The sequence below is a fragment of the Poriferisphaera sp. WC338 genome (assembly GCF_050931845.1).
Lineage (GTDB): Bacteria > Planctomycetota > Phycisphaerae > Phycisphaerales > Phycisphaeraceae > Poriferisphaera.
Genome location: NZ_CP194516.1, coordinates 965,660 through 988,419, shown reverse-complemented (window position 1 = coordinate 988,419; position 22,760 = coordinate 965,660). Strand labels below are relative to the sequence as shown.

The following is a 22,760-nucleotide window of genomic DNA, read 5'->3' as shown; positions in this document are numbered from 1 at the left end:
GACTCTTAATCCTGTTTTTCAAACCTATACACGGCGCAATTCCTGCACCTCATAATCTGAAACCCGCATAGCACACCCAATCAACGATTAGATACTTACATCTTCCTTCCTGCGAACGTCGTTCACGGCCTGTGCCCTACAGTGTTTGAGCAACCAAGTTCTGTTCTTTCCATTTCTTTAGCTTCAGGCCAAGCGTTCGAACACCGATCCCAAGCGCCTTGGCGGTATGAGCACGATTACCATCAAAATGGCCGAGTGTTTTCACGATCTGCTCGCGTTCGATCTCTTCAAGCGATCGCACCTCGCCCGGCAAACCGCCAATCATGCCCTCTACCTGAGCCATTGGTGGAGCCGCCACCGCAACACCACCATTAATCCCGCCATCAAAACCATCGCCACCTGCCACTGTATGACCGTGCCCCTGATTAAATCCGCCACCCACAACCTGCGGCATCCCCATGCTCCCTGCCCCATGATTCGCAGAAGTTGCATGGCTGCCAGCAATAGAAGCTCCCGCACTACCGGGAACCGGCGTATAGTAACCCTGCATCTGCATATTCGTCGTCATGAGCCACGGCTGGATCAGCCCTCCATCAATCACCTGCCCGCGACTTAACACACTCGCCCGCTCACAAATATTCTGCAACTCTCGCACATTGCCCGGCCAATGGTAAGCCTGCATTAGCGACAAGCTCTCCGCATCAAACCGCTTCGGCTCGCGACCCTCTCGCAGCGCCACTTGATTCAAAAAATGCTCCGCCAATAGCGGCACATCATCCGTCCGTTCACGCAACGCCGGCACACTGATCGGCAACACATTCAACCTGTAATACAAGTCCTGCCGAAACTCGCCCGCCATCACACTCCGCGACAGATCACGGTTCGTCGTCGCAATCACCCGCACATCCACATTCATCGTCAGACTGGACCCGACCCGCTCAAACTGACCTTCCTGCAACACACGAAGCAGTTTCGCCTGAAGCTGCGGACTGATCTCACTGATTTCATCAAGCAGAAGCGTTCCGCCATGCGCCAGTTCAAACCGGCCTTTGCGGAGTTGATCCGCGCCGGTGAACGCGCCCTTTTCGTGGCCAAACAATTCGCTCTCAAGCAGACTGCTGGATAAGGCTGCACAGTTCAGGCACAACATCAAACGGTTTCGCCGCGAGCTATGCGCATGAATGGTCCGCGCGACCACTTCTTTACCCGTGCCACTCTCACCACAGATCAAAACCGTGCCGCTTGAGTTCGCAATCTGATGAATCTGCTGCGCAACTCGGCGCATTCCCGCACTACGCCCGACCATCGTCGGCATATCATCAATCATCCGCGCCGCCTGCTTTAAGGCCGCATTTTCTTGCACCAACTCACGATGCTTCACCGCACGCTTCATCACCACCACCAACTGATCCCCTTCAAACGGCTTCTGAATAAAATCAAACGCGCCAGCCTTCATCGCACTTACGGCATCGTTCACTTTTCCAAATGCGGTCATCAAAACCACCGGCAACTGATCATCCGCTTGCCGAAGCTGCTGCAAGAGTTCAAGCCCATCCATCTCAGGCATCTTGAGGTCAGTAATTACCGCAGCAAGCTGATGCTTCGCGACCATTTCCAATGCCATCTTACCGTTGGAAGCCGACACAATGACAAACCCTCCACGCTGCAGCGTCGCACCCACGCTGTCCCGCATCATCTGTTTATCATCAACAACTAATATCTTCTGACTCATTGCCGGCTCCGCCTGCTTTGTGTTATTCCTTACGTCCCTGCCATTACCACCGCATCATGCTCTGATGCCATCACTGTTTTCACCGGGAAATGCAGTTCAAAAACTGCCCCTCCTCCACCATTGGCAGCGAAGACTGTCTTGCCCCCGCTATCCGCTGTGTTCCCAACTACGATCGCGCCGCCATGCGCCTCAACAATCCGGTGCACAATCGCAAGCCCCAGCCCCGTACCGGTGTTACGTGTGGTAAAAAACGGATTAAAGATCCGATCAACCGCATCACCATCAATGCCGGGACCACTGTCACTCACACTCAAGACCACAACGCTTTCGGATTCATCGAATCGGACACCCAATCGCAAAACCCGATCGCCTTCCCAGTCAGCCATCGCATCCACTGCGTTACGCACCAGATTCACTAAAACTTGCCCCATCAGTTGCTCATCCACCTGTAACATCAAATCGGCATGCTCAAGATCATCTCGCATCACCGTCACACCGGCTGCATCAATAGCTGGAAAATGCGCTTCGATTGCACCACCCAAAAGCGCCCCCACACAAACATCCCCACGTTCAATCTGAATCTCTCGTGCAAAACTGAGCACATCATTCACAATCCCGTTTAACCCGCGCACCGCGCTGACAATCTTTCCTGTGTTATCGATCATCAGATTATTGTCAACCATCTCGCCCTTCACAGAAAGACCGAGGTCTTCCTGAACCATCTGCGCATAAAGCTGAATCGCAGCTAGTGGATTACGGATTTCATGGGCAATGCCTGCCGCCATCTCGCCGAGGGCAGACAAGCGTTTGGATCTTTGCAGCTGCGCGTTGGTGCTTGCAAGTTCTTCTCTGAGACGGAGCACTTCACTCTGAAGTTTTTCGTGACTGTGCTGCAGTTTATCGGTGACGTTGTTGTAGGCCTCGATAATCTGTGCGAGATCGTCCATGCGACCGGAAGCAAGCAGATCACCCGCGGGGTCGACCTTGCCGTCTGTGCCGCTAGCAATCTGTTGGTTTAATTGTCGATCATCATGTTGCATATAGAACGATCTCGCCTCGAAGAATTAACCTCGATTGTCCATAAATCGTGCGACTTTACTTTGCGCAGCATACGCGTTCGCCGCAGTACCTTTTGAATAGGCACTTGCTGCAGCACCGCCTTGATTGGTTTTTGCCAATTCCTGCCCAACTTGTGTTTTGGCGGTTTGAAGTTGTCCCTGCGTCAATTCATCCCGCTTAAGAATTTGAGCAAGTAGCCGTTCAACTTCATCGACAAGGCCGTTAACCTGTGCTTTGCATGCCGCGTTCATGCCGCCAGCCACTGCATCCCATTTTTCACGATAGGGCTGCATCTTGCCATTAAGCGCAACAAGCCCATCAACCAGCGCCTGCCGCTGCGCAAGCACCGCAAGCAATTGATCCGTGTCACCCTGCCCTACGAGAACGGATTGATGATCGCTCAGCACATCCAACTTCTCATACAGCTCTTTTTGCTGATGCAAAAGCGCAATCACGGCAGGTACATCGCCATTCGATTGCGTCCTATTTGAAGAAAATGTTTTCATGCTTCTGGTCATCCGTGACTCGTTTTAACGCCGACTCCGTCAGCGTGCCCTGCAACCCCGCTTTCACTTCAATCGTCCATACACAGGACACAAACTTGATGCAATCGGCTACTTTTTAAATCCACCGCCTATTTGTCATAACATCAAAAACGGTTCTACCCACATAAATTGACGTTATATGGTTTCATACATTACTGACTGACAGGCATCACATTGCCCTTTTTGCTATTCATTTTGAACAAATTCAGCTCGCTACTCCAACGAAGCCAATCTTCCCAATGCTGCCGCGTCATCGGCAACCCCGGCTGATTAAATGCCTCCTCAGGTATACGGCTAAGCTGCCATATCGCCTGATCATGCGCCAACTTTGCTTCCTGAAACTGCCCCAATTCACAACGAGCATTCACAATCTGCACCAATGCCACCATCGAGGATGGATCATGCTCCCATTTCCGCGCGGCCTCTTCATACAATTCGATCGCCAGTGGAAAATGCTGCTGATCATACGCACAATCAGCCTTATAAAAATAGCTGTTTCTCAAGTACATCTGTTCGAGCGGCGTGAGCGTCCCTTCCGGACGACTCTCCAAATCCGTCTTGGCCTGATGGAAATATTCTTGCGCTTTCTTTAACCTTTGACTCCGCTCCGCATTAAGTTCGAGATGCTGCTTGTTCGTGAGTTTCCGCGAAAGCTCTTGATCAATCGCGGGGATACTCTTCCGATACGCATCTGCCAACATAAATCGCAACACACCACCTTCATCATCCGAACCGTACCGCTCAACACCTTTAGTCAATGTTTCAATAGCTTGCTCGGCGGCACCATCATCCTTACCGATCTGCTTATAATACATTCGGCCAAGCTCAATCAACGCCTCCCGATACTGCTTACTGTCCGGTGTCACTACCGGGTCATCCACCACCACCTGCTCCAACCCACGCAGTGCCTTCTCAACTTCACCTTCCTTTTCATAGGCCTTGGCCAACATCACACGCGCCTCATATGCCTCGATCGTGCGGGGATGATCGCGAACCACCTCACTAAACTTTTCAATCGCCGGCTTGTATTGTCCAAGCGTAAACAGTGCCCGCCCCAGATGATTCATCGCACGCACCCGGCGAGGATCGCTTTCTCTGGTTTTCACAAACTCCGCATAAACATCAACCGCATCTTCCCACTTGTTCGCGCGATCATAGTTCTCCGCGCTCTTCCATAGACTCTCGCCATGGCCCGCGTTATCACCAATCGTAACGGCTCGCGCATGCTCAAGGTAATAATCACCCGCCGTGCCAAAATGGATCACGCCTTCTTTATTACGCCGTTTAAACGAAGCCACACGAGCAACCGAAGCATCGCCGGTCTCACGTGGATCAATCGCCGCCGCCTTCGCCGCTGCCTGCTCGCCAATCTTTTCATGCGTCGTAGCGAATGATAGCAACACTCTCGCAGGAAGATCCTTACCATATAGCGGACGGAGAAGTTTTAAGTATTCGAGTGCCTGCTCATACTCTTTATTTTCAGATGCAAAACGGATGTGGCTTTGCACAACGTCAAGCATCTCATCACGACGCCGATCACCCGGACGAGCTTGTTCACTGAGCATCTGCGCAGCTTGCCGAAAATGCTCAACACTTGAAGCAAACTCACCCAATCGCGCTTCACAATCAGCCGCACCTAAAAGCGCACCAACATAAGGCGATTGAATCCCAAGCGGATATTCCTTCACAACTGTTGCAAAGTACGCCTGCGCCTGCTGCACACCTTGCGGATCACTGCCCGCCAAGGCGATACGGCCAAGCCCGGTATAAATATCCGCATTCAGATCATCATCTCGCTCGATATGCTGCTGCACCAATTGGTAATACCGCTTGGCACTTTCCAGCTCGCCCTCTAATTCATACGCCCTGGCAAGCTTCACCGTCAACCCCGCAAGTTGGCGATCAGATGCCCGACCGTTCAATCTTTGAATACGCTTCAAAAGAAAATCAAGCGCCGCCTCACCATCACCCGCTTCAAGCATCAGCGCCGCACGCATATCTGTAAGCCACACATCCTCAACCACACGATCCGCTTTACCAAGATGCTCAAGCATCTCGCTGTATTCCGCGATAAGTGAAACCAATCCCTTGCCATCAGTCACCCATCGCCGATCAAATTCGTGAGCAACAAGCCGCTTAAAGATTTCCTGACGAGTCATATGATCGTCTTTAAGTTGATCAATGACACTACGAACCTGATCCATGCGACCTAATGCGATCAATGTTTCCGCATAGCGTTTGATCGCCTGCGGGCCAAGTTCCGCGCCAAGCCCCACCGCATCGTCATAATACTTCAGGATTTGCTTGTTGTTTTCCTGAATCGTCTGTGTCTGGATCATCCGATCACCCGCGTTTTGCAGGTAATTCAGGTCCGCCGCGATATACCAGTATTCTGCCTCATGCGCCGCGGTCCCCTGATCCGAGTTAAACAAAACAGGATTCAAATCCGCAAGCGTCTGCGCCGCCGCATCAAGATTGTTCGCGTGCAGATATTCCCTTGCACTTTTGAGCTTGCCATCAAAATCGTGTTTTACATCAGCAGGCAAGACAAGCCACACCCCAAGCACAAACATGCCGATCCCAAGCAGCAACACCGGCAACTGCCACACCTGCGACCAATGCAACTCCTCAAACGATACCGGTCGCACCGCCTCGCCACGAAGCTCATCCCCACCCCCAGCTTCATCGCCAGCTTCCAACTGCTCAGATTGTAATTCATCCTGCTCAGCCAAAACTACGCCTGCCCTTCACTTGGGGTCATGCCACCCATCGCACTGCAAACAGATGCGTCTTCCCGGTCAAGGATCTCTCGCATCTGCTCCACACCGTGCTCGCCACGTAACCGAACAATTTTTGCCAACCGCTCGAACACGCTCTCGTCATAAAGTCTGTGCCCACCCTCAGTCCACGCCGTCTCGCCGATCAATCCCCACCGTGTGTAATTATGAATCGTTTGCCGACTCAGCCCCGTAAACGCAACAAGCTCCCCGACCTTGTATCGCTTCGGCGGGAGCTTCAATTCCCCAGCTACTTGCATCACCGTACCTCGACTCACGGAATCCATTCCTTTCAGCAATCAGCACATCCTGGCCAACCACACATCGTTCTTACAGCGCCTCCATGCGCCGAACCTACAGCCCAGTAGGTTTACGTTTTACATATCGGCCAACGTCCCATAATGACTTTAACTCAATTTGGCGCCAGAACTTCGGCGCCCTCGCTTTCAACCCAGCAGCCCTAACTACATCGACCCCAACCACTACATCTTGTGCAAGCCCAAAGAAAAACCCAGCATCTGCTGGGCTAGTTTTACGATGATGTTTTAGGGTGCTAATCCCATGGCAATCGAAATCAGGCCCGCCCCTTGGCCTTGCGACGAAGTTCCGCATCAATGAACCCCTGCAGATCACCATCCATCACGTTCTGCGGGTTAGACTGCTCGTAGTTGGTCCGGTGATCCTTCACGCGGTTGTCATAGAAGACATAGCTGCGGATCTGCGACCCCCAGCCCATCTCGAGTTTCCCGCCGGTGGCTTGATTCATTTCCGCCTCACGTTTTTCTTCTTCGAGCAGTTCGAGCTTACCACGCAAAATCGACATCGCCTGCTTCTTGTTCTGCTCGAGCTTTCGTTCAGCAGAACAGACGACCATGATGCCGGTCGGCTTGTGAACAAGACGGATCGCGGTCGCGAGCTTGTTGACGTTCTGCCCGCCAGGGCCACTGGATCGTGCGAAGGGCGTGACTTCAAGTTCATTGTCCGGAATTTCAAGCCCGCCGGTATCTGGGAATTCAGGAACGACATCAACCGCTGCAAAGCTGGTTTGCCGTTTGCCTTGTGCGTTAAAGGGGCTGACTCTTGCAAGACGATGCGTGCCGCGTTCAGCGCTCATGTAGCCGAAGGCCATGCCGCCCTTCACATAAAGCGTCACATCTTTCAGGCCAGCCTCTTCACCGTGCGTCTTATTGACTTCCGAAACATCCCAACCCATTTTTTCAAAGTAGTAGAGATACATCCGCATGAGCATCTCGGTCCAGTCTTGCGCTTCAGTACCACCTTCACGCGAGTAGATCGAGACATAGCAATTACGGTCATCATATTTGCCGGAAAGCATGAGCATGGTATCCAGGCTATCGAGACCTTTCTGCAACTCATCGATCTGCCCGTCAACTTCCTCGCGGCTGTCCTGATCGTCGGCTTCCTCAGCCATCTCCCAAAGCACCGTCGCGTCTTCGATCTTTTGAGCAACCGCATCGTAGGGACCGAGCTTGGCCTTGATACCTTTCAGCTCCATGACGATCTCGTTGGCTTTTTCCTGATTGTCCCAGAAGCCATCACCGCCCATGATTTTTTCAAGTTCTTCGTAGCGGGTTTTCTTAGCGTCGTAGTTAAAGAGAGTCGCGGATGGTTAAGATCCGCGCCTCAATATCTTTGAGCAGGCCGGGTAAATTCTCGTGCTGCAAGATTGATTCTCCAAATTAGTCATACCATACATATCCAGCCCACCATTATACCAGCCCTTTAGTCCTTCCGCCTATCTACAAAGACACACCAGCAAACCTGCCCCTCATTCCTCCATACTCCTACGTTTCGCAATCTCACAAAATAAATGCCACGCCGCATACGCCTTCAAATTCGCATTCAATGGCTGCGTATGTGCCGCCCTGCACTCATACCAATACACATCCTTCTCATACTTTTCCTGATACTCTCTCGCCCAATTCCGATCTGCTCGCTTATCCCCATCCGAATCATAATCACACGTATCCCTCAAACGCTTATCCGCCAAATACCGCCCAGACATATCCCAACTCTCGATATCAGCAAAATCATACAGCACCTTCCCGTTCTTCTCGCAATATTCCCTGATCTGCTGATTACGCGCAAAAAAGTTATCGTTCTCATATCGCCCCGCTAAATGCCCCGTCATATAAACAAACGTCACATCCGGGAACGCTTCCTCCAACTCAGTCATCGTCTCCAAGTACAACGCAATCTCTTCCTCACTCGCCCTTGTCACCTGCCCACACCAAGACCACATCACAACATTCACATCGCGATTCTCTTGCTTCTCCAAATATTCCCGCGTCCGTTTCGCCCAAGTCACCCGATCAGGATTCCCCAAATCACCCGGTGCAAAATAATCATGCAAATCCAACCCACCATTTCTGCCACCATGGTTAAACGCAAACACATTTCGCGGAAAATCCAATCCCAACCCACCCCTATTCGCAAACCCAACCAACCCTTTCATCCCTTCAGTCAATTGACTTCCGTGTGATGTATGCCCATACACCACACGCAACATCTTCTTCGCACGCAAAATATCCGCCAAAGCTAATTCACGGATATCTCGCTTCGTATGATCAATACACAAATATCCCGCAGCTCCACCCTGGCTCTCTCTTGCCGCCGCCTTACTCATCGGCTCAACGATAAAAACACCTAGTAACATCGCAATAACCCATGCAAACCTCATTACTCTACTCCTATAAACAGGCAACATTCAAAGCACAGGCTCACAAGCTTCACATATAATCAAAACCAAAATACCTACAGCACAGCACAAATGAAACCATAAAATGCTCACCACTAAAAACTTCTTCCTCCTCCAAACAAAAAAGCCCGGCCTCTCAGCCGAACTTTATCGTTTAATCTACCAAACCTGCGGGTTCCACCCATGGAGTTTTCGCTCTTACACCACAGCCTGAGTCACCGCCGCAATCGCATCACACAAACGAGCAATATTACTCTCGGTGATGCCAGCCACATTAATGCGACCGCTGCCGACGATATAAATCGAATGCTCCGCTTTCAGCACGCCGACTTGCTCTTTGGTCAGACCACTGAAACTGAACATGCCGCGCTGATCCGCAATAAAATCATCTCCGACAGGATTTAACTTTACCTCAAGTTGAAAAAACTGTACCTTACCTTTGCGCTAAAATGAGTAATCCTTTGCATTCTATTGCTAGTATCTTTTTATTTTATTATTGCCAATTGCTATCATGAACAATTGAAAGGGGAAAAATGCCAACTCATCTGCCATCAACACTCAAAATTATACTGGTATGCCTTTCGCTGTTACTCTGCTCTACCGATGCTTCGGCTATGTACAATCCACGTTTCGGCTCCTTCATGCAACGAGACCCACTAAACAACACTCAAGCAGGCGGTGGCTATCAAGATGGAATTAATCTATACCAATACCAAAAGTCACAACCGCTTACTCTCGTTGATCCTAGCGGGGAGTCGCCAATTATTATTGGAGGATTAGCTGTAGGAGCTGTTGCATTATGCGGTTATGCCTTTTTTGAATACACCCATCGAACATACGGCAACACATCTGACAAATGGAAACACTGCTACACAACATGCAAAATTGCTAGTTATTGTGGCGGGAAACCAGCTGCAATACTAGGCGGATTAGCAAAAGAAACACGGGACTTACTAACGAGATCCCATGGTTTCAAAGAGGCATTCTGGGATTCAGTTGCAAATGCTGCTGGTCTAGCTTGCGCAGATCGATGGTTTTGTACATGCAAAGACTGTTGCGATCAGACTTACTAAAACCATGCCTATCAATAGCAAAAAAACTCAGACTTGGCTGACTGTTTTGGCATCGGTTCTCTGCTTTTTAGGTATCGCGTCATTCCTGTTGTCTGCAGACAGTCATAAAGTAATCGAGCCATATCGTACTATTGGTTGGATATGCATAATCTTATCTCTAATTTTTTATGTCACCTTAATCGTTAATAACATTATAAAGAAGTAATATTCAAAGCATACTAAAACACACCACAACGATACATACAATACCATTTAAGAAAGCTCGGCCGAGAGGCCGAGCTTTCTGTTCGTTGATCTTCATATAGCCGTCAAGATTACACCGCAGCCTGAGTCACCGCCGCAATCGCATCGCAGAGGCGAGCAATATTATTCTCGGTGATGCCAGCCACATTAATGCGACCGCTGCCAACAATATAAATTGAATGTTCGGCTTTAAGCACGCCGACTTGCTCTTTGGTCAAGCCAGAAAAACTGAACATGCCGCGCTGGCCTGCAATAAAGCCGTTGCCAGCAGGATTAAGCTTCACGCCGCGACTATCCAGCTCACGTGTGAGTGAAGTCCGCATACCGTTGATCCGGTCGCGCATCGCAGCCAGTTCATCTAACCACTGTTTAGACAGCCCTTCGTCATCCAACACAGTTCGCACAATCGCACCGCCGTGGCATGGCGGGTTGGAGTAATTGCGACGGATCGTAACTTTGACTTGGCTCTGCACCTTCTTCGCTTCGTCTGCATCTTTGGCAACGATCGTCAGTGCGCCAACACGCTCATTGTAGAGACCAAAGTTTTTGCTGAAGCTGGAGCAGACGATCAGTTCCTTGTTGGCGTTTGCCACTTCGTGCAGGCCGACGCTGTCTTCGAGCACGCCTTCAGCAAAGCCTTGATAGGCAAAGTCAACCAGCGGGATACCGCCCTGCTCTGCAACCACCGCAGCAATCTGCGTCCACTGCTGGAGCGTCGGGTCAACGCCGGTCGGGTTGTGGCAGCAACCGTGGAGCAAAACAACATCACCGGCATCAATGGTCTTAAGGCTTTCGATCATGCCTTCAAAATTCAGGCCGCTGCTCGCCGCATCGTAGTAAGCATATTTTTTAACTTCAACGCCTGCTGCACCAAAGACCGCAGCATGGTTAGCCCATGTCGGATCGCTCACCCAAAGCTTCGCCCCAGGAAGGTTGGCCTTGATGAAGTCACCTGCAACACGCAAGGCGCCGGTGCCACCGGGGGTGTGGCTTGTCGCCGCACGACCGCTCAGGATGATCTCGCTACCCTCACCGAAGAGAAGTTTTTGGACGTGAGCGCCATAACGCCCATCACCATCAATCGGCAAGTAACCTTTGGTGGTTTCTTCTTTGGCAAGACGCTCTTCAGCCGCTTTCACACAAGCCAAGATCGGGGTTGCGCCATTTGCATCTTTATAAACACCCACGCCGAGATTGATCTTCTCGGGGTTCGGGTCAGCCTTGAACGCCTCACTCAGGCCAAGAATTGGGTCTGCCGGTGCCATTTCGATTTTATCAAACATCTCGCATTTCCTTCGATCGCCAAACGATCTTCAATCCTATGCCGCAGCCGCATGACCATCTTGCCAGCTTTGCCGCAGCGTCTCCAATCAACAAACCAATTTTCCGAGCCACCGCCCAGCCCCACCCCTCGCCTCAAAAATCCGAGCGATAACCCTCAAAGCCTACCAGCAGAGGCGGTTTGGATCAAAAACGGCTTCGCTTAATGAGATTCAATCCCCAAGTGTGTCGTGCATCGCCGTTGGATCAATCCGCAGGTAATCCTTCAGCAACCAAACTGCGGCATAAATAATCGGCGTATCCACCAGCGCCGCCACCATCTTGAACACATAACTGGCCAAAATATAGCCAAACACCAGCTGGAACCAGACTGCGGTTCCCTCAGGAATTGGCAAGCCGCTTTTTGTTCCGTAGTACGTGACCAGAATAACCGCCACCGAGTCGACCATCTGACTGATCAGCGTCGAACCATTGTTGCGTAACCAAAGGTGCTTGCCGCCAGTTAGCTTCTTCCAAAAGTGAAACAGCCACACGTCACAAAACTGAGCGGCAAGATATGCCACCATTGAAGCGAACACCGCGCCAAAAGCCAAAGCCTGAATCTCAAAATAAAGCGGCTCCCTCCCTGCTCCATCCAACACAACCCTTCCCGTCTCCGCATCAATACTCTCCCAACCCGGTAGCACCCCGCCGAGCCAGAGGATGAATACGACCCAAACATTGAGTAGCAGCCCGATTAGCACAACGAAGTTTGCCCGCCGCCTGCCGTAAAACTCACTGATCAAGTCCGTACATAAAAAGGTCATCGGATAAGGCAGCACACCCACCGCCACTGAGAAGACCAGTGACCATGCTTTATCATCTGTCCCCAGCATGATTTCATAGAACTTGATGAACCGCGTGATGCCAAGGATATTGAGCATCGTAAGCGTGCCAAGAAACAGCCCCGCCATGACCAAGAACATCCGCTCCCGGCGTTCGGTTAACGTGCCCTCATCTATCTCCGACAAATGCTCAAACCCACTCATCATCAATCCTCTCGCGCTAACCCCGGCAAACAGCCAACACAACTCAATCCTCCCGGACCATCCCCGTCTCCACTGTTATCTCACCCACCATCCTACCGTCACACCCCCCCACCCCGTCAAACGATGGTAAGTAACACCATTATCTCAACTTCCCAAGGCGACTTTGATACAATAGCCCCCATACAATCACCCATTCATTCCTCCTATTCCAAAGGATGCACATCATGGCCGCACCCACACAGAAGCAACGCATCTACGACGGCGATGGCGATCTGCTCATGCAGGATCAGAACCTTCACCAGCGCATCGTCGTGCTACCCGATTCCAAGCCTATTAAAGGCCCAGACAACAATGCACGCCTACGCATCATGTGGGGACAACATCTGCTCGACGACTTACTCGCCGGCCGATACGCTTCATTAGTCTGCGCGGTCAATACCGAAGACAATTCCCACGGCATCATCGCGCAACTCGCACACTTGCTTCCCTCCTCTCAATGGGATGCCAAATCAATCACGCAATACGCCAACATGTTCGCCCACCGTGAATCCCTCTCGGTCATCAAATTTGATATGGATGCAGTCGAAGTACTTGGCCTGCTTCGCCCGAAACGACAACAACACCTCAAGCTGGCTGACCTGCGATACGGCTTCCGCTTCGTCTCTGAAATGATCAAGCAAAAACCAACCCGCCGCCCGGTCGCATCGGTCTCATTCCTCGGTGCCAAAGCCAACCGTGTATGCGATATCGATTCTGAAGATGAGCCTTCGTTCGAGACCGTCCTCCGCATTATGCATGAGTCTGGTTTTGCCGGCGATGTCTATCCCTCACCGCGCATGTGGGATTGCGCTCCAACCTCGGTTTATGCCCGCTACCCATTTCCAGATTCTTTGGACAACATGCGTCTCGGCGGCTCCTAACCCTCCTCAGATATTCCCCGCCTCGAAACACACCAACAAATCGATCAACTACCCCTTCATCCCGAAGGGGTTTTTCATGGCCAGCACCCCAATCAACACACACCCTCCAATCATCGCCAACAAAACAACACGAACCGCTGCGTTGGTGCAATATCACGAGCCAAAAGTTTAAAGCAATATACACCTTGAAGTTTGTCACATTGTTCACATCACAGTGAATACCCCTAGCGACTACAATAATTCCCGTATTTTTTTAAGACTCGACCATCCCAAGTTCGCTTCTACTACTCCCGTAGGACCGCTTTAGACATCCCGCACACAACAGCCGCAACCGTCGCACATCCGTCTGTATGAATGAGGCAACATGGGTAACTGCCGCCGCCTGCCTTTCCCATATTTGCACACACTTGCCGCCCAACATGCCAACTACCCTATCTTGGTTCTCACGAACTTCTGTTATACTCGCAACCAGAATTTAGCTGTAGATGATCGGCCTGTCGCAACTGAAGGTTTGATGCGTCTCAGCTCTAAGTATAATACCTATATCGTGGGTGGCCCTTCTTTGTACCCAAGCCACTCCATCGTCCGATAGTTTATGTAACTCAGGAGCACCCGGAGTACCCTGACACCAGGTAAGACAGTATGCCATCAAAGGACCTACTAGCACTGACACGCCAATCCAAGTACGCACTTGATGCGTTCGTCTTTGTACAGCGCGGACTCGAATACACCGTGAGCAATATCCACGGCGAAGTCGACGACATCGACGACAACGATATCCCAAGCCCAAGTGACATCTTTGATCAGGATTCTGAATTCCCGCAAGAAGTCTATGAATCCCGTCACGTCTCAGGCGCACAACTCTGCGAAGGTCTCCGCGATTACGCCATCAGTCAATACGGTCTGCTCGCCCGCACCGTCCTCCGCCATTGGCACGTCTCCACCTGCGAAGACTTTGGTAACATCGTCTTCGAAATGGTCGACGCTGGCCTGATGCACAAAACCGATGACGACTCCATCGAGGACTTCATCAACGTCTTCGACTTCCGCGAAGCGTTCAGCCGAGAAGTCCAACTTAATTAGATCAAACTCTATTTCGTGATCACACACGCCCCTTCAAACGAAGGGGTTTTTTAATGGCCATATCACATCATATCTGCAACTCAGCCTCAAAAGGTTCTCACCACAGCACACGCTCAACTGTTACAATGGCTCCGCATTTAATCATCCTTTGACTCATCTGACTTCGCCTTGCCTTGGAAGCTTCCAACATGAACGATCAGCAGAACCCAGATAAAAAACCCAACTCGCAAAACGCTTCACACCATCATCCACAGAACATCCATCACACACCCACCATTCCCATTTGGCAACGCCGATGGTTTCAGGTTGCCATTGGCATCCTTGTGCTGATTACGGTGATGATCATCATCCTCCCGCCAATCTTTTCGCTTCTCAACCTTGTCTCCGGCGTCCTCATCCCCCTCGCGATCGCTTTCACACTTGCCTACATCGTCAACCCACTTGTCACACTCCTTCAGCGAAGAGCCAATATCCCCCGCCCCTTCTCAGCATGCGCCCTGCTCTCCCTTGTCGCCATTGCCTTACTCGCATTGATCGTTTATGTCGTACCACCACTGTTCGCACAATCCGCAAGACTCATCACCAACGCACCGGCTTACTACAAAACCCTCCAAGAAAAAATCGACGAAACCTCTGCCAACTACTCCATCGACCTCCGCCAATCGTTCCTCTCCTTCCTCGCTTCTGATGAAGAAGAACCAAACGCGACAGGAACAACTGATAATCAAGCCGCGAACAATGCAAACCAAACCGAAAGTATCACCCCCCTTCCCACACCAACAGAATCGCAATCCACATCAACAGATACAACTCCCCAAGCATCCGATACCACCGAAGAGAATAGTAGTAAGCCAGCCCTATCGACCGACCTGCTCTCCACCATCTATGCCGCCTTCACCAAGTTTCTCTCCACCTCCTTTGGTGCGATCGCCTCAACACTTGGTTTCGCCTCCTACCTCGCGCTTTCTCTCGGCATCATCATCTTCGCCTTCTTTTTCTTTGTCTGGCGATTCCAAGATATGATCGAATGGTTTATCCCATTCATCCCTCAGTCATACAAAGACGACACGCTGGACATGATTAAAAAAATGGATGCTTCAATTGCCGCCTTTATCCGCGGCCGCCTCATCCAAATGTCCATCATCACTGTCGTCCTCGCAATCGGCTGGTCAATCTGTGGCGTACCCTTCTGGTTGCTCCTCGCCATCCTCGGCGGGCTGCTCAACCTTATCCCTTATGCACCCGTTCTTATCTGGCCAACGGTGATCCTCACCACCTACCTCACCGCACTTTCCGGCGATGCCCCCCAACTACTCACCGATGCTGGCCACCTTAACTATCTCGCCGTCTTCCTATGGCCATCGCTTGTCTACTTCCTCGCACAAGGTCTTGATGGTTGGGTGGTCGAACCGCTCGTCCAAGGCAAGGCCACAAATCTCGATCCCCTCACCGTCATGATCGTCGTCCTCCTCGGCGCTGCCATCCTCGGCATCCTCGGCATGCTCATCGCCATCCCCGTCGCCGCCTGCATCAAGATCCTCTCCTCTGAATTCCTCTTGCCCAAACTCCGCTCATTGGCAAAACATAATTAACCTACCTGTCAGACCACCTTTGTTTTACAATTAAAATGAGATCGTTTCATATCATTCGCCACCGTGGGCAAAAAATCATGAAATGGCACAACCACTTCATCATCCTCATCGCATTCATACTACCCTTCGCATCCTCCACATACCTCTCCGCGCAAACGCTAGACGAGCGAATCGCCAATATGCGCTTAAAGCGTCAACAGCTCCGCTGCAAACAACAAGATCAATCCATCCGCCGTTACCGCGCCCTTACCCACAAGCTCAACGCGCCGATCTCACATATTCAATTCAACGAAACCCCTGCAAAAGAAGCCGTCCGCTATTGGGCCAAACAAACCGGCATTCCCATTTACCTCAACTGGAAACGTTTCATCGACTACGGCCTTGAAACAGATATCCCCATCTCACTCAACCTGCACAACGTCCCAGCACATGTCGCACTCAGTCTCATCCTCAGGCAAGTCTCGCTCGATCAACCACTACACTACAACCTCCGCCCACACTATCTCCACATCACCATCCAGGAAGAAGATAGCCGCCATCCCATCCTTCGCGCCTATAACATCCGCGCGATCCAACATCACGTCCCTGACTTCACCGACGCACCGGATCTATCTCTACCACGCAATGGACGATCCACATTTAAAGATTGAATTCTGCCGCATGATGCAATTCCGCACTATTATGCAATCACATCCTCTCGATCTCCTCTCGTAGACCAACCAAATTTCAAGCCAAAGATAAACCACGCAAACGACAGAATACCAATCGCAAAAATTGTATCACCCACAATCCGTAACCAACGAAGCGTATCCATTAAATCTGACTGTAAGAACTCCGCACTTCTCGCATACCACAATCCATGCGTCACACTCGCCCATGTTTGCATTAAACCTACAGGCAGCAACGAAATCAGCACCATTAACGCCAACCCTCCATTAATCGTCCAAAACCCAAACGACAGCGCCCCTGTTCGCCAAATCTTCCGCGTCCCCAATCCCTTCACGCAGAACAACGTCAATCCCATTCCCAATAATCCATACACACCAAACAATGCTGTATGACCATGAACGGATGTCGTATTAAGTCCCTGCATGTAATACAGTGCAATCGGCGGATTGATCAAGAACCCAAACAATCCTGCACCCACCAAATTCCAAAACGCCACCGCGATAAAGAAATAGATAGGCCACTTATACTGCTTCACCCACGGTGCAGCCCGGCTCAATGTCAGACTCTCATACGCCTCCGCACCAATCAAAACCAAAGGTACAATTTCCAACGCACTAAACAACGCGCCTAACGCAAGAACAGCCGTCGGTGTACCCGTGAAGTACAAGTGATGGAACGTCCCGATGATTCCACCTGTCAAAAAAATCGTGCAAGAAAAAATGACCGCAGCAGATGCGGTTGCCGTGCGCAACAATCCCATCCGTGTAAACAAAAATGCAATTACAACTGTCGCAAACACTTCAAAGAATCCTTCAACCCAAAGATGCACCACCCACCACCGCCAGTACTCTGCCACCGCTAAATTTGTCTGACGATCCCACATAATCCCCGCGCCATAAAAGATCGCAATAGCCGCCGATGCTATCAAAAACATGCCCAACAATTGCTTCTGCTGCCCCGGCTGCTTAAACGCCGGCCATATCGCCCTTATCATCAACAACAACCATAAGAACAAGCCTACAAGCAAAAACAGTTGCCAGAATCGTCCCAAATCAACATATTCATATCCTTGATGACCAAACCAGAAATTCATTTCCAAACTCATCTGCTGCCGTGTCGCATACCACGTTCCGAATAATGTCCCCGCAACAATAATCACCAGACACACAAACAAAAAATTGACACCTAGCCGTTGAAATTTTGGCTCATGCCCCGACACCGCTGGCGCAATAAACAAACCTGTCGCCAACCATGCCGTTGCTATCCAAAAAATTCCTAACTGCGTATGCCACGTCCGCGTCACCGAGTAAGGCAACCACTTCGCAAGCGGAATATTGTAAAACCCTTCACCTTCTACCCCATAATGCGCCGTCACCGCCCCCATCAACATCTGCACCAACAATAGCACAACGACAATCCAAAAATACTTCAGCGTTGCCTTCATCGAAGGTGTTGGATTCATCGCCAGTAGTGGGTCATGCTTCGGAGGCACATGCTCATCATCCTTCCGATGTTTCAGCACCGCATAATACCATGACAACGTCCCAATCCCCGCTAAAAGCAAGACAAAACTCAGCACCGACCAAACAATAATTTCACCTGTTGGCCGGTTACCAATCAGTGGCTCCGCAGGCCAATTATTGGTATACGTAATCGGCTGCGTTGGTAGGTATCCATCTTGGCTAATCCCCCCAACTTCTTCATTCACCAGCTGAGGCCGCTCCGTCGTACACGCCCACGTCGCCCAGAAGAAAAACGCATACATCATCTTCTGCCGCTCATCCGACTTGATCGTATTCGCTGGAATCGCATAAGCATCCCGCAATTCTGGAGGCGTACGATTATCATCCGCTAAAAACCTTACATCTGACGGAAATTCTTCCGCATCTCCAAACAACGCCGCATAGTAACCCGCCAACGCGTGATACGTTTTCGCGCGATCCGCACTAATCGTGATCTCTCCAGTTTCCGGGTTATAGGTGTTCTTGCGAAGTTCCGTCTTCAACTTCGTAAGCAGTACTGCACGCTGAGAGTCATCAATCTCACTAAACGGCTTGCCATACTGCTCTGTCGCCCACAAATTCAACAGATAAATACTCTCGCGATGCAGCAAATCCGCAGTCCAATCCGGTGCCAAATACGCGCCATGCCCCCAAATACTGCCTAACTCCTGCCCACCAATCGATTGCCAAACATTTTGCCCATCTTTGATCTCCGACTCCGTTGCAAGTACATCACCCTGTGCGGTCACAATCGCCTTAGGAACCGGTGGCGCTTCTCTGTAAATCTCTAATCCATAAAATATCAAAACACAAAAAGACAGCAGAATAACCAAACCAAAAGCGATCCATAATTTAACATAGCGCATATTACCCACACCTCTCGTTTTCAAACTTATGAGTGTCGCTGCGATTTGAAAAATCAAAACCGTTGAATGTACATTTTGTCGGCCACACAACATTCTCTTGGATAATTATCACACGTAAACAATCTGTAAAATACAATTTACAACTCACCTGATACATAGAAATATCAATCACAATACGAACCAACCCTATCGTTTTCCATAAAACTATTGATTTCAAATTAAAGTTAAATAAGACTCTATCTCGCCTAGCCAAGATTCATATAAATAAAACAGCCGCTTCCCACAGAAGCGGCTGCTATCATCTATCTCTTGATTAGATTATTTATCTCTTATAATTCTTTTTAAACTTCACCCTCTTCTTCCACATCTTCTTCATCAACATTAACCCCAAGATGGTTCGCAACCATCGAATAAATCTCTTGTGTCGGCTCACGCTCAAACTTCCAATCGTCTAGCGTGACCACACCCGCACCGCTTGCTCTCTCATAATGCACGACGGCAATCCCCTTGCTTTGCCAACGCGAACTGTCCACACTCTTCACATCATCCCATGACACATCTGAAACCTTATTCGATCGAATCCCCTTCTCATCCGCCTCTACAAACCGTCCACCTGACAGTAAGAATAAGCCGCCAAAATACAAACCAAACGGCAAGGTAATCCCCGCCATAATAAACTGCGTGTAAATCGATAGATCACTCATCGGCGCTTCCGGCTGCGCTTCAGACCAACCGTTTTCCGCAGACATTACCCGCCACTTCTCCGCCCAGTCATCCGGGCTATCTTTCTTCAGTTCCGCAAACGCGATCTGCATCCGTTGCTTTTCCGGATAAGCGATGAACCCATCATAAAGGCAATAAATACCGAAGCCGATCAACACCAAACCAATCACGCCAAGCCTCGCCCGGTAACCACCACTAATCACTGTTTTAACTGACATTATCTAACCCTGTTTCAATCACAAATTGCTCATTCAGTACCGTACATCTTAATAGAGCGCCCGTTACGCTCCACACGGCATACCCACCATCTTCGGCTATGACATCATATTGCCCAATAACCCCAATGCATCATCCCACCATTTCTCAATCGCCTTCTGTGCACCACGTTGCTTAAGGAGCTTCGCAAAGCCACCCTCACACACACGCCGCCTTGGAATCTGCGGTATCCCATGGATCTTATGTGCCTTGCCTTGGCCTGAACCTAACGCTGCATTCAGAAAAATTTCCGTCTCCCGGATCATCCGACGACGGTCTTCTCCATATAAATCAAATCCATCTCGTGGCGTCTCTCTACAAATCACCCCACGTCCTTTCAGTCATAACATTCAATCCCCCCGCTCACAAATTTCATTCGTACAAATCTGGAAATACTTGCAGCATCCGAACATAAGAAAGATCTGGCCTGTGCATTGTCCATGCCCCGCCCCATTTTTCAACCCAATGATGGATTTTTGTACCCATCACCACACACATCGCTCCCGCCTTCATCACCACTTACGCAAAAATCATTGCCCCCACAAGCAATAAATCACAACACCTCAATGCATTTCTCGATATAATAGTCCCATAATACCATCCGTATATAACCCCCATTAACGATCTGAACACCCCTATCAGCGTCAGCACCTACGTCCGCTATTATGTTCAGACATGTATCTCTGCTGATAGCTGTTCTTTTCTCCGCAATCCTCCAAACCCTGCCCCGTGTCCCTCCACCCCTGAAAGATACCGACTCACCCTCATTCAACTAAATTCGGATTTAATTTGTTTCCCTTCCCTTAGCTTGGGCGCTTGTCGCCCAGGCTTTTTTCATAACTACACACCAATCACCCACTTTTCACAATTATATTGGCCGTACGAACTTCACAAAGTCATTACAATACTTTTTTCTCATACTCCAAACTTGATGAATACCAACATGAAAATCAAAGACGCTCTCCTTGCCGCCTGTTTATCGTCACTCTTTACGATCAGCATCTCTGCCGCAGAGCAGACTGTCACCGGCACCGTCTTTGTTGATCTCAACAACAACCAGCAACTCGACCCAACCGACCAGCGATTCCCCAATGCTTTTGTCTCCAACGGCATTGATATCGTTCCCACCGATGCACAAGGCAACTACAGCTTACCGCTCGCAGAAAAACACGACACCGTATTCCTCATCAAACCTGCTGGCTATCAATCACCACTCAGTCAGGATTTCATCCCGCAGTTCTACTATGTCAATCGCCCCGTAGGTTCACCCAAACATCTGGAATTCCGTGGCCACAAACCCTCCGACCTCACAGGCAAACCGCTAAACTTTCCGCTCTACAAACAAAACGAATCACCCAATTACACCGCCCTGCTCTTCGGCGACACACAAGTCCCGGATTATCGCGCGACCACTTGGATGCGACACGACACCATCGAACCACTCATCGACAACACCAACGCCTCCTTCGGCGTAACCCTCGGAGATGTCGTCTCGAATAACTTGGCCGCCTTCGAGCAATACAAAACTTCCATCGCGCAGCTTCAAATACCTTGGTACAACGTCCCCGGCAACCACGACGTGAATTTTGATGTCCCCGACGATGCGCTCTCCATGGAAACGTGGCTTCGCCACTTCGGCCCACCCACCTATTCATTTAACTGGGCCAACACGCACTACATCGTCATTGACAACATCAAATACCTCGGCGAAGAAACTAAAAAATACCGCGGCGAACTCTCCAAAGATCAACTTACCTTTATCAAAAACGACCTGAAGAACGTGTCCAAGAACACACTCGTCATCCCGCTCATGCACATCCCGCTCACTAACATGACGAAGAAATCTCGTCTCGCGCTGCTCAGCCTCATCAAAGATTATCCGCACACGTTCTCCGCTTCAGCACACCGACACTTCCAAGAACACGATTTTTATGACTCCTCAAACGGCTGGGCCGGTGCCGCGTCCCCCGAACACCATCACCTGATCGCGTCCACCATCTGTGGCGCATGGTGGGGCGGTGTACGCGATGAATTTGGTTTGCCCTCTGCCGCACAACGTGACGGCTCCCCCAACGCTTACAACATCCTCTCCGTCACAGACAACACCTACACCCTTCGCCTCCGCAACATCCGCCGCCCTGAATCCGATCAGATGTCCATCTATCTCGCTGACAGTATCCCCCTCGATCAACTCAAAGATCAAACCGCCTACATCAACATCTATGGAGGCTCATCTAAAAGCACCACCATCGCACGTATCCGCCACTACACTGATTGGCTCCCTACCAAACCCATCAAGCACATTGATCCTTACCACCGCGATCGCCTCCAACGTTACAAAGATGGACACTTCCCGGGTGACGGCCCAATTTCCCTCGAAACCAAAACTGATCATCACGCCGCCTTCAAAATTCCCTCCAACCTCATGCCAGGCACCTATCTCCTGCAAATTAAAACCACCGACATGTTCGGCCAAACCGATATTGCATCCCGTACCTTCAACATCACTCCCATCGGCACAAAACTCATCAGCCCGAGCACGCGCTAAAAATACAACTGATGCATCACCAATGGTGCATTAAACACATAATCACTGGCTATTAAAGATCTTCAGCAACTGCATCGATCTACCCGTCAGCCATAACCAACAACACGCGCTACTCCTCTATTAAATAAATACAGGCAATGCAGTA

The 22,760-nt window shown here is 50.3% G+C and carries 18 protein-coding genes and 1 pseudogene; 6 read left to right on the top strand and 13 right to left on the bottom strand.

Going from position 1 to position 22,760, the window contains the following annotated elements; all coding sequences use genetic code 11:
• Positions 1 to 136: 136 nt before the first annotated feature.
• The 8 genes and pseudogenes from ACQ6WK_RS03980 to ACQ6WK_RS03945 form a co-directional block, all read right to left on the bottom strand.
• Positions 137 to 1,732, bottom strand: a complete 1,596-nt coding sequence (locus ACQ6WK_RS03980; RefSeq protein WP_432799449.1) for a sigma-54-dependent transcriptional regulator — start codon at positions 1,730 to 1,732, stop codon at positions 137 to 139.
• Positions 1,733 to 1,761: 29 nt separating this feature from the next.
• The gene (locus tag ACQ6WK_RS03975) at positions 1,762 to 2,772 is read right to left on the bottom strand and encodes a sensor histidine kinase (RefSeq protein ID WP_432799448.1); all 1,011 of its coding nucleotides are present in this window, start codon (positions 2,770 to 2,772) and stop codon (positions 1,762 to 1,764) included.
• Positions 2,773 to 2,796: 24 nt separating this feature from the next.
• Positions 2,797 to 3,309, bottom strand: a complete 513-nt coding sequence (flgN, locus tag ACQ6WK_RS03970) for a flagellar export chaperone FlgN (protein WP_432799447.1) — start codon at positions 3,307 to 3,309, stop codon at positions 2,797 to 2,799.
• 179 nt (positions 3,310 to 3,488) lie between these two features.
• Entirely contained in the window at positions 3,489 to 6,068 is a 2,580-nt protein-coding gene (locus ACQ6WK_RS03965; protein ID WP_432799446.1) for a tetratricopeptide repeat protein, read from the bottom strand.
• 2 nt (positions 6,069 to 6,070) lie between these two features.
• On the bottom strand, positions 6,071 to 6,391 hold the full coding sequence (locus ACQ6WK_RS03960; RefSeq protein WP_432799445.1) for a MerR family transcriptional regulator: 321 nt from the start codon (positions 6,389 to 6,391) through the stop codon (positions 6,071 to 6,073).
• A gap of 296 nt (positions 6,392 to 6,687) precedes the next feature.
• Positions 6,688 to 7,774, bottom strand: a protein-coding gene (gene prfB, locus ACQ6WK_RS03955; RefSeq protein WP_432800372.1) for a peptide chain release factor 2 whose coding sequence is annotated in 2 segments (ribosomal slippage) — positions 6,688 to 7,725 and positions 7,727 to 7,774 — 1,086 coding nt in all. Because the reading frame shifts where the segments join, the coding sequence is not laid out codon by codon here.
• Between the two features lie 128 nt (positions 7,775 to 7,902).
• Complete coding sequence (locus ACQ6WK_RS03950) at positions 7,903 to 8,814, bottom strand: hypothetical protein (RefSeq protein ID WP_432799444.1); 912 nt, start codon at positions 8,812 to 8,814, stop codon at positions 7,903 to 7,905.
• Between the two features lie 216 nt (positions 8,815 to 9,030).
• Positions 9,031 to 9,225 (bottom strand): annotated as a pseudogene (locus ACQ6WK_RS03945) (aminotransferase class I/II-fold pyridoxal phosphate-dependent enzyme); the annotation flags it as partial.
• A 140-nt stretch (positions 9,226 to 9,365) separates the two neighbouring features.
• Here ACQ6WK_RS03945 and ACQ6WK_RS03940 point away from each other — a divergent pair.
• Positions 9,366 to 9,905: an RHS repeat-associated core domain-containing protein gene (locus ACQ6WK_RS03940; protein WP_432799443.1), complete on the top strand. Its 540-nt coding sequence runs from the start codon at positions 9,366 to 9,368 to the stop codon at positions 9,903 to 9,905.
• Positions 9,906 to 10,219: 314 nt separating this feature from the next.
• Here the strand turns inward: ACQ6WK_RS03940 and ACQ6WK_RS03935 are convergent, their stop codons facing one another.
• Together ACQ6WK_RS03935 and ACQ6WK_RS03930 are read right to left on the bottom strand one after the other, a co-directional pair.
• Positions 10,220 to 11,431, bottom strand: coding sequence for an aromatic amino acid transaminase (locus ACQ6WK_RS03935; RefSeq protein ID WP_432799442.1), 1,212 nt, complete (start codon positions 11,429 to 11,431; stop codon positions 10,220 to 10,222).
• Positions 11,432 to 11,641: 210 nt separating this feature from the next.
• Positions 11,642 to 12,460 (bottom strand): queuosine precursor transporter, encoded by an 819-nt coding sequence (locus tag ACQ6WK_RS03930; protein ID WP_432799441.1) that lies wholly within the window; start codon positions 12,458 to 12,460, stop codon positions 11,642 to 11,644.
• A gap of 221 nt (positions 12,461 to 12,681) precedes the next feature.
• On the opposite strand from ACQ6WK_RS03930, the gene ACQ6WK_RS03925 reads away from it, so the two are divergent.
• The 4 genes from ACQ6WK_RS03925 to ACQ6WK_RS03910 all read left to right on the top strand — a co-directional run bounded on the left by ACQ6WK_RS03925 (position 12,682) and on the right by ACQ6WK_RS03910 (position 16,702).
• Positions 12,682 to 13,377: a hypothetical protein gene (locus ACQ6WK_RS03925; RefSeq protein ID WP_432799440.1), complete on the top strand. Its 696-nt coding sequence runs from the start codon at positions 12,682 to 12,684 to the stop codon at positions 13,375 to 13,377.
• Positions 13,378 to 14,019: 642 nt separating this feature from the next.
• Entirely contained in the window at positions 14,020 to 14,460 is a 441-nt protein-coding gene (locus ACQ6WK_RS03920; RefSeq protein WP_432799439.1) for a Minf_1886 family protein, read from the top strand.
• Between the two features lie 188 nt (positions 14,461 to 14,648).
• Positions 14,649 to 16,052: an AI-2E family transporter gene (locus ACQ6WK_RS03915; protein ID WP_432799438.1), complete on the top strand. Its 1,404-nt coding sequence runs from the start codon at positions 14,649 to 14,651 to the stop codon at positions 16,050 to 16,052.
• A gap of 77 nt (positions 16,053 to 16,129) precedes the next feature.
• A complete protein-coding gene (locus ACQ6WK_RS03910; RefSeq protein ID WP_432799437.1) occupies positions 16,130 to 16,702 on the top strand; it encodes a hypothetical protein in 573 nt (190 codons plus the stop codon).
• A gap of 29 nt (positions 16,703 to 16,731) precedes the next feature.
• Here the strand turns inward: ACQ6WK_RS03910 and ACQ6WK_RS03905 are convergent, their stop codons facing one another.
• From ACQ6WK_RS03905 to ACQ6WK_RS03895, 3 genes are all read right to left on the bottom strand, one after another.
• Positions 16,732 to 19,089, bottom strand: coding sequence for a nitric-oxide reductase large subunit (locus ACQ6WK_RS03905; protein ID WP_432799436.1), 2,358 nt, complete (start codon positions 19,087 to 19,089; stop codon positions 16,732 to 16,734).
• A 341-nt stretch (positions 19,090 to 19,430) separates the two neighbouring features.
• On the bottom strand, positions 19,431 to 20,030 hold the full coding sequence (locus ACQ6WK_RS03900; protein ID WP_432799435.1) for a hypothetical protein: 600 nt from the start codon (positions 20,028 to 20,030) through the stop codon (positions 19,431 to 19,433).
• A gap of 96 nt (positions 20,031 to 20,126) precedes the next feature.
• Positions 20,127 to 20,333 carry a hypothetical protein gene (locus ACQ6WK_RS03895; protein ID WP_432799434.1) on the bottom strand — a complete coding sequence of 69 codons (207 nt, stop codon included), beginning with the start codon at positions 20,331 to 20,333 and terminating at the stop codon, positions 20,127 to 20,129.
• A 677-nt stretch (positions 20,334 to 21,010) separates the two neighbouring features.
• Here ACQ6WK_RS03895 and ACQ6WK_RS03890 point away from each other — a divergent pair.
• Positions 21,011 to 22,615, top strand: coding sequence for a calcineurin-like phosphoesterase C-terminal domain-containing protein (locus ACQ6WK_RS03890; protein WP_432799433.1), 1,605 nt, complete (start codon positions 21,011 to 21,013; stop codon positions 22,613 to 22,615).
• The last annotated feature ends 145 nt before the right edge of the window (positions 22,616 to 22,760 follow it).

What these genes read in the sequence shown, in the direction of transcription:
- ACQ6WK_RS03980 (WP_432799449.1), bottom strand. Translation starts at nt 1,732, where the DNA reads ATGAGTCAGAAGATATTAGTTGTTGATGATAAACAGATGATGCGGGAC.
- ACQ6WK_RS03975 (WP_432799448.1), bottom strand. Translation starts at nt 2,772, where the DNA reads ATGCAACATGATGATCGACAATTAAACCAACAGATTGCTAGCGGCACA.
- flgN (WP_432799447.1), bottom strand. Translation starts at nt 3,309, where the DNA reads ATGACCAGAAGCATGAAAACATTTTCTTCAAATAGGACGCAATCGAAT.
- ACQ6WK_RS03950 (WP_432799444.1), bottom strand. Translation starts at nt 8,814, where the DNA reads ATGAGGTTTGCATGGGTTATTGCGATGTTACTAGGTGTTTTTATCGTT.
- ACQ6WK_RS03940 (WP_432799443.1), top strand. Translation starts at nt 9,366, where the DNA reads ATGCCAACTCATCTGCCATCAACACTCAAAATTATACTGGTATGCCTT.
- ACQ6WK_RS03935 (WP_432799442.1), bottom strand. Translation starts at nt 11,431, where the DNA reads ATGTTTGATAAAATCGAAATGGCACCGGCAGACCCAATTCTTGGCCTG.
- ACQ6WK_RS03930 (WP_432799441.1), bottom strand. Translation starts at nt 12,460, where the DNA reads ATGATGAGTGGGTTTGAGCATTTGTCGGAGATAGATGAGGGCACGTTA.
- ACQ6WK_RS03925 (WP_432799440.1), top strand. Translation starts at nt 12,682, where the DNA reads ATGGCCGCACCCACACAGAAGCAACGCATCTACGACGGCGATGGCGAT.
- ACQ6WK_RS03920 (WP_432799439.1), top strand. Translation starts at nt 14,020, where the DNA reads ATGCCATCAAAGGACCTACTAGCACTGACACGCCAATCCAAGTACGCA.
- ACQ6WK_RS03915 (WP_432799438.1), top strand. Translation starts at nt 14,649, where the DNA reads ATGAACGATCAGCAGAACCCAGATAAAAAACCCAACTCGCAAAACGCT.
- ACQ6WK_RS03910 (WP_432799437.1), top strand. Translation starts at nt 16,130, where the DNA reads ATGAAATGGCACAACCACTTCATCATCCTCATCGCATTCATACTACCC.
- ACQ6WK_RS03905 (WP_432799436.1), bottom strand. Translation starts at nt 19,089, where the DNA reads ATGCGCTATGTTAAATTATGGATCGCTTTTGGTTTGGTTATTCTGCTG.
- ACQ6WK_RS03900 (WP_432799435.1), bottom strand. Translation starts at nt 20,030, where the DNA reads ATGTCAGTTAAAACAGTGATTAGTGGTGGTTACCGGGCGAGGCTTGGC.
- ACQ6WK_RS03895 (WP_432799434.1), bottom strand. Translation starts at nt 20,333, where the DNA reads ATGATCCGGGAGACGGAAATTTTTCTGAATGCAGCGTTAGGTTCAGGC.
- ACQ6WK_RS03890 (WP_432799433.1), top strand. Translation starts at nt 21,011, where the DNA reads ATGAAAATCAAAGACGCTCTCCTTGCCGCCTGTTTATCGTCACTCTTT.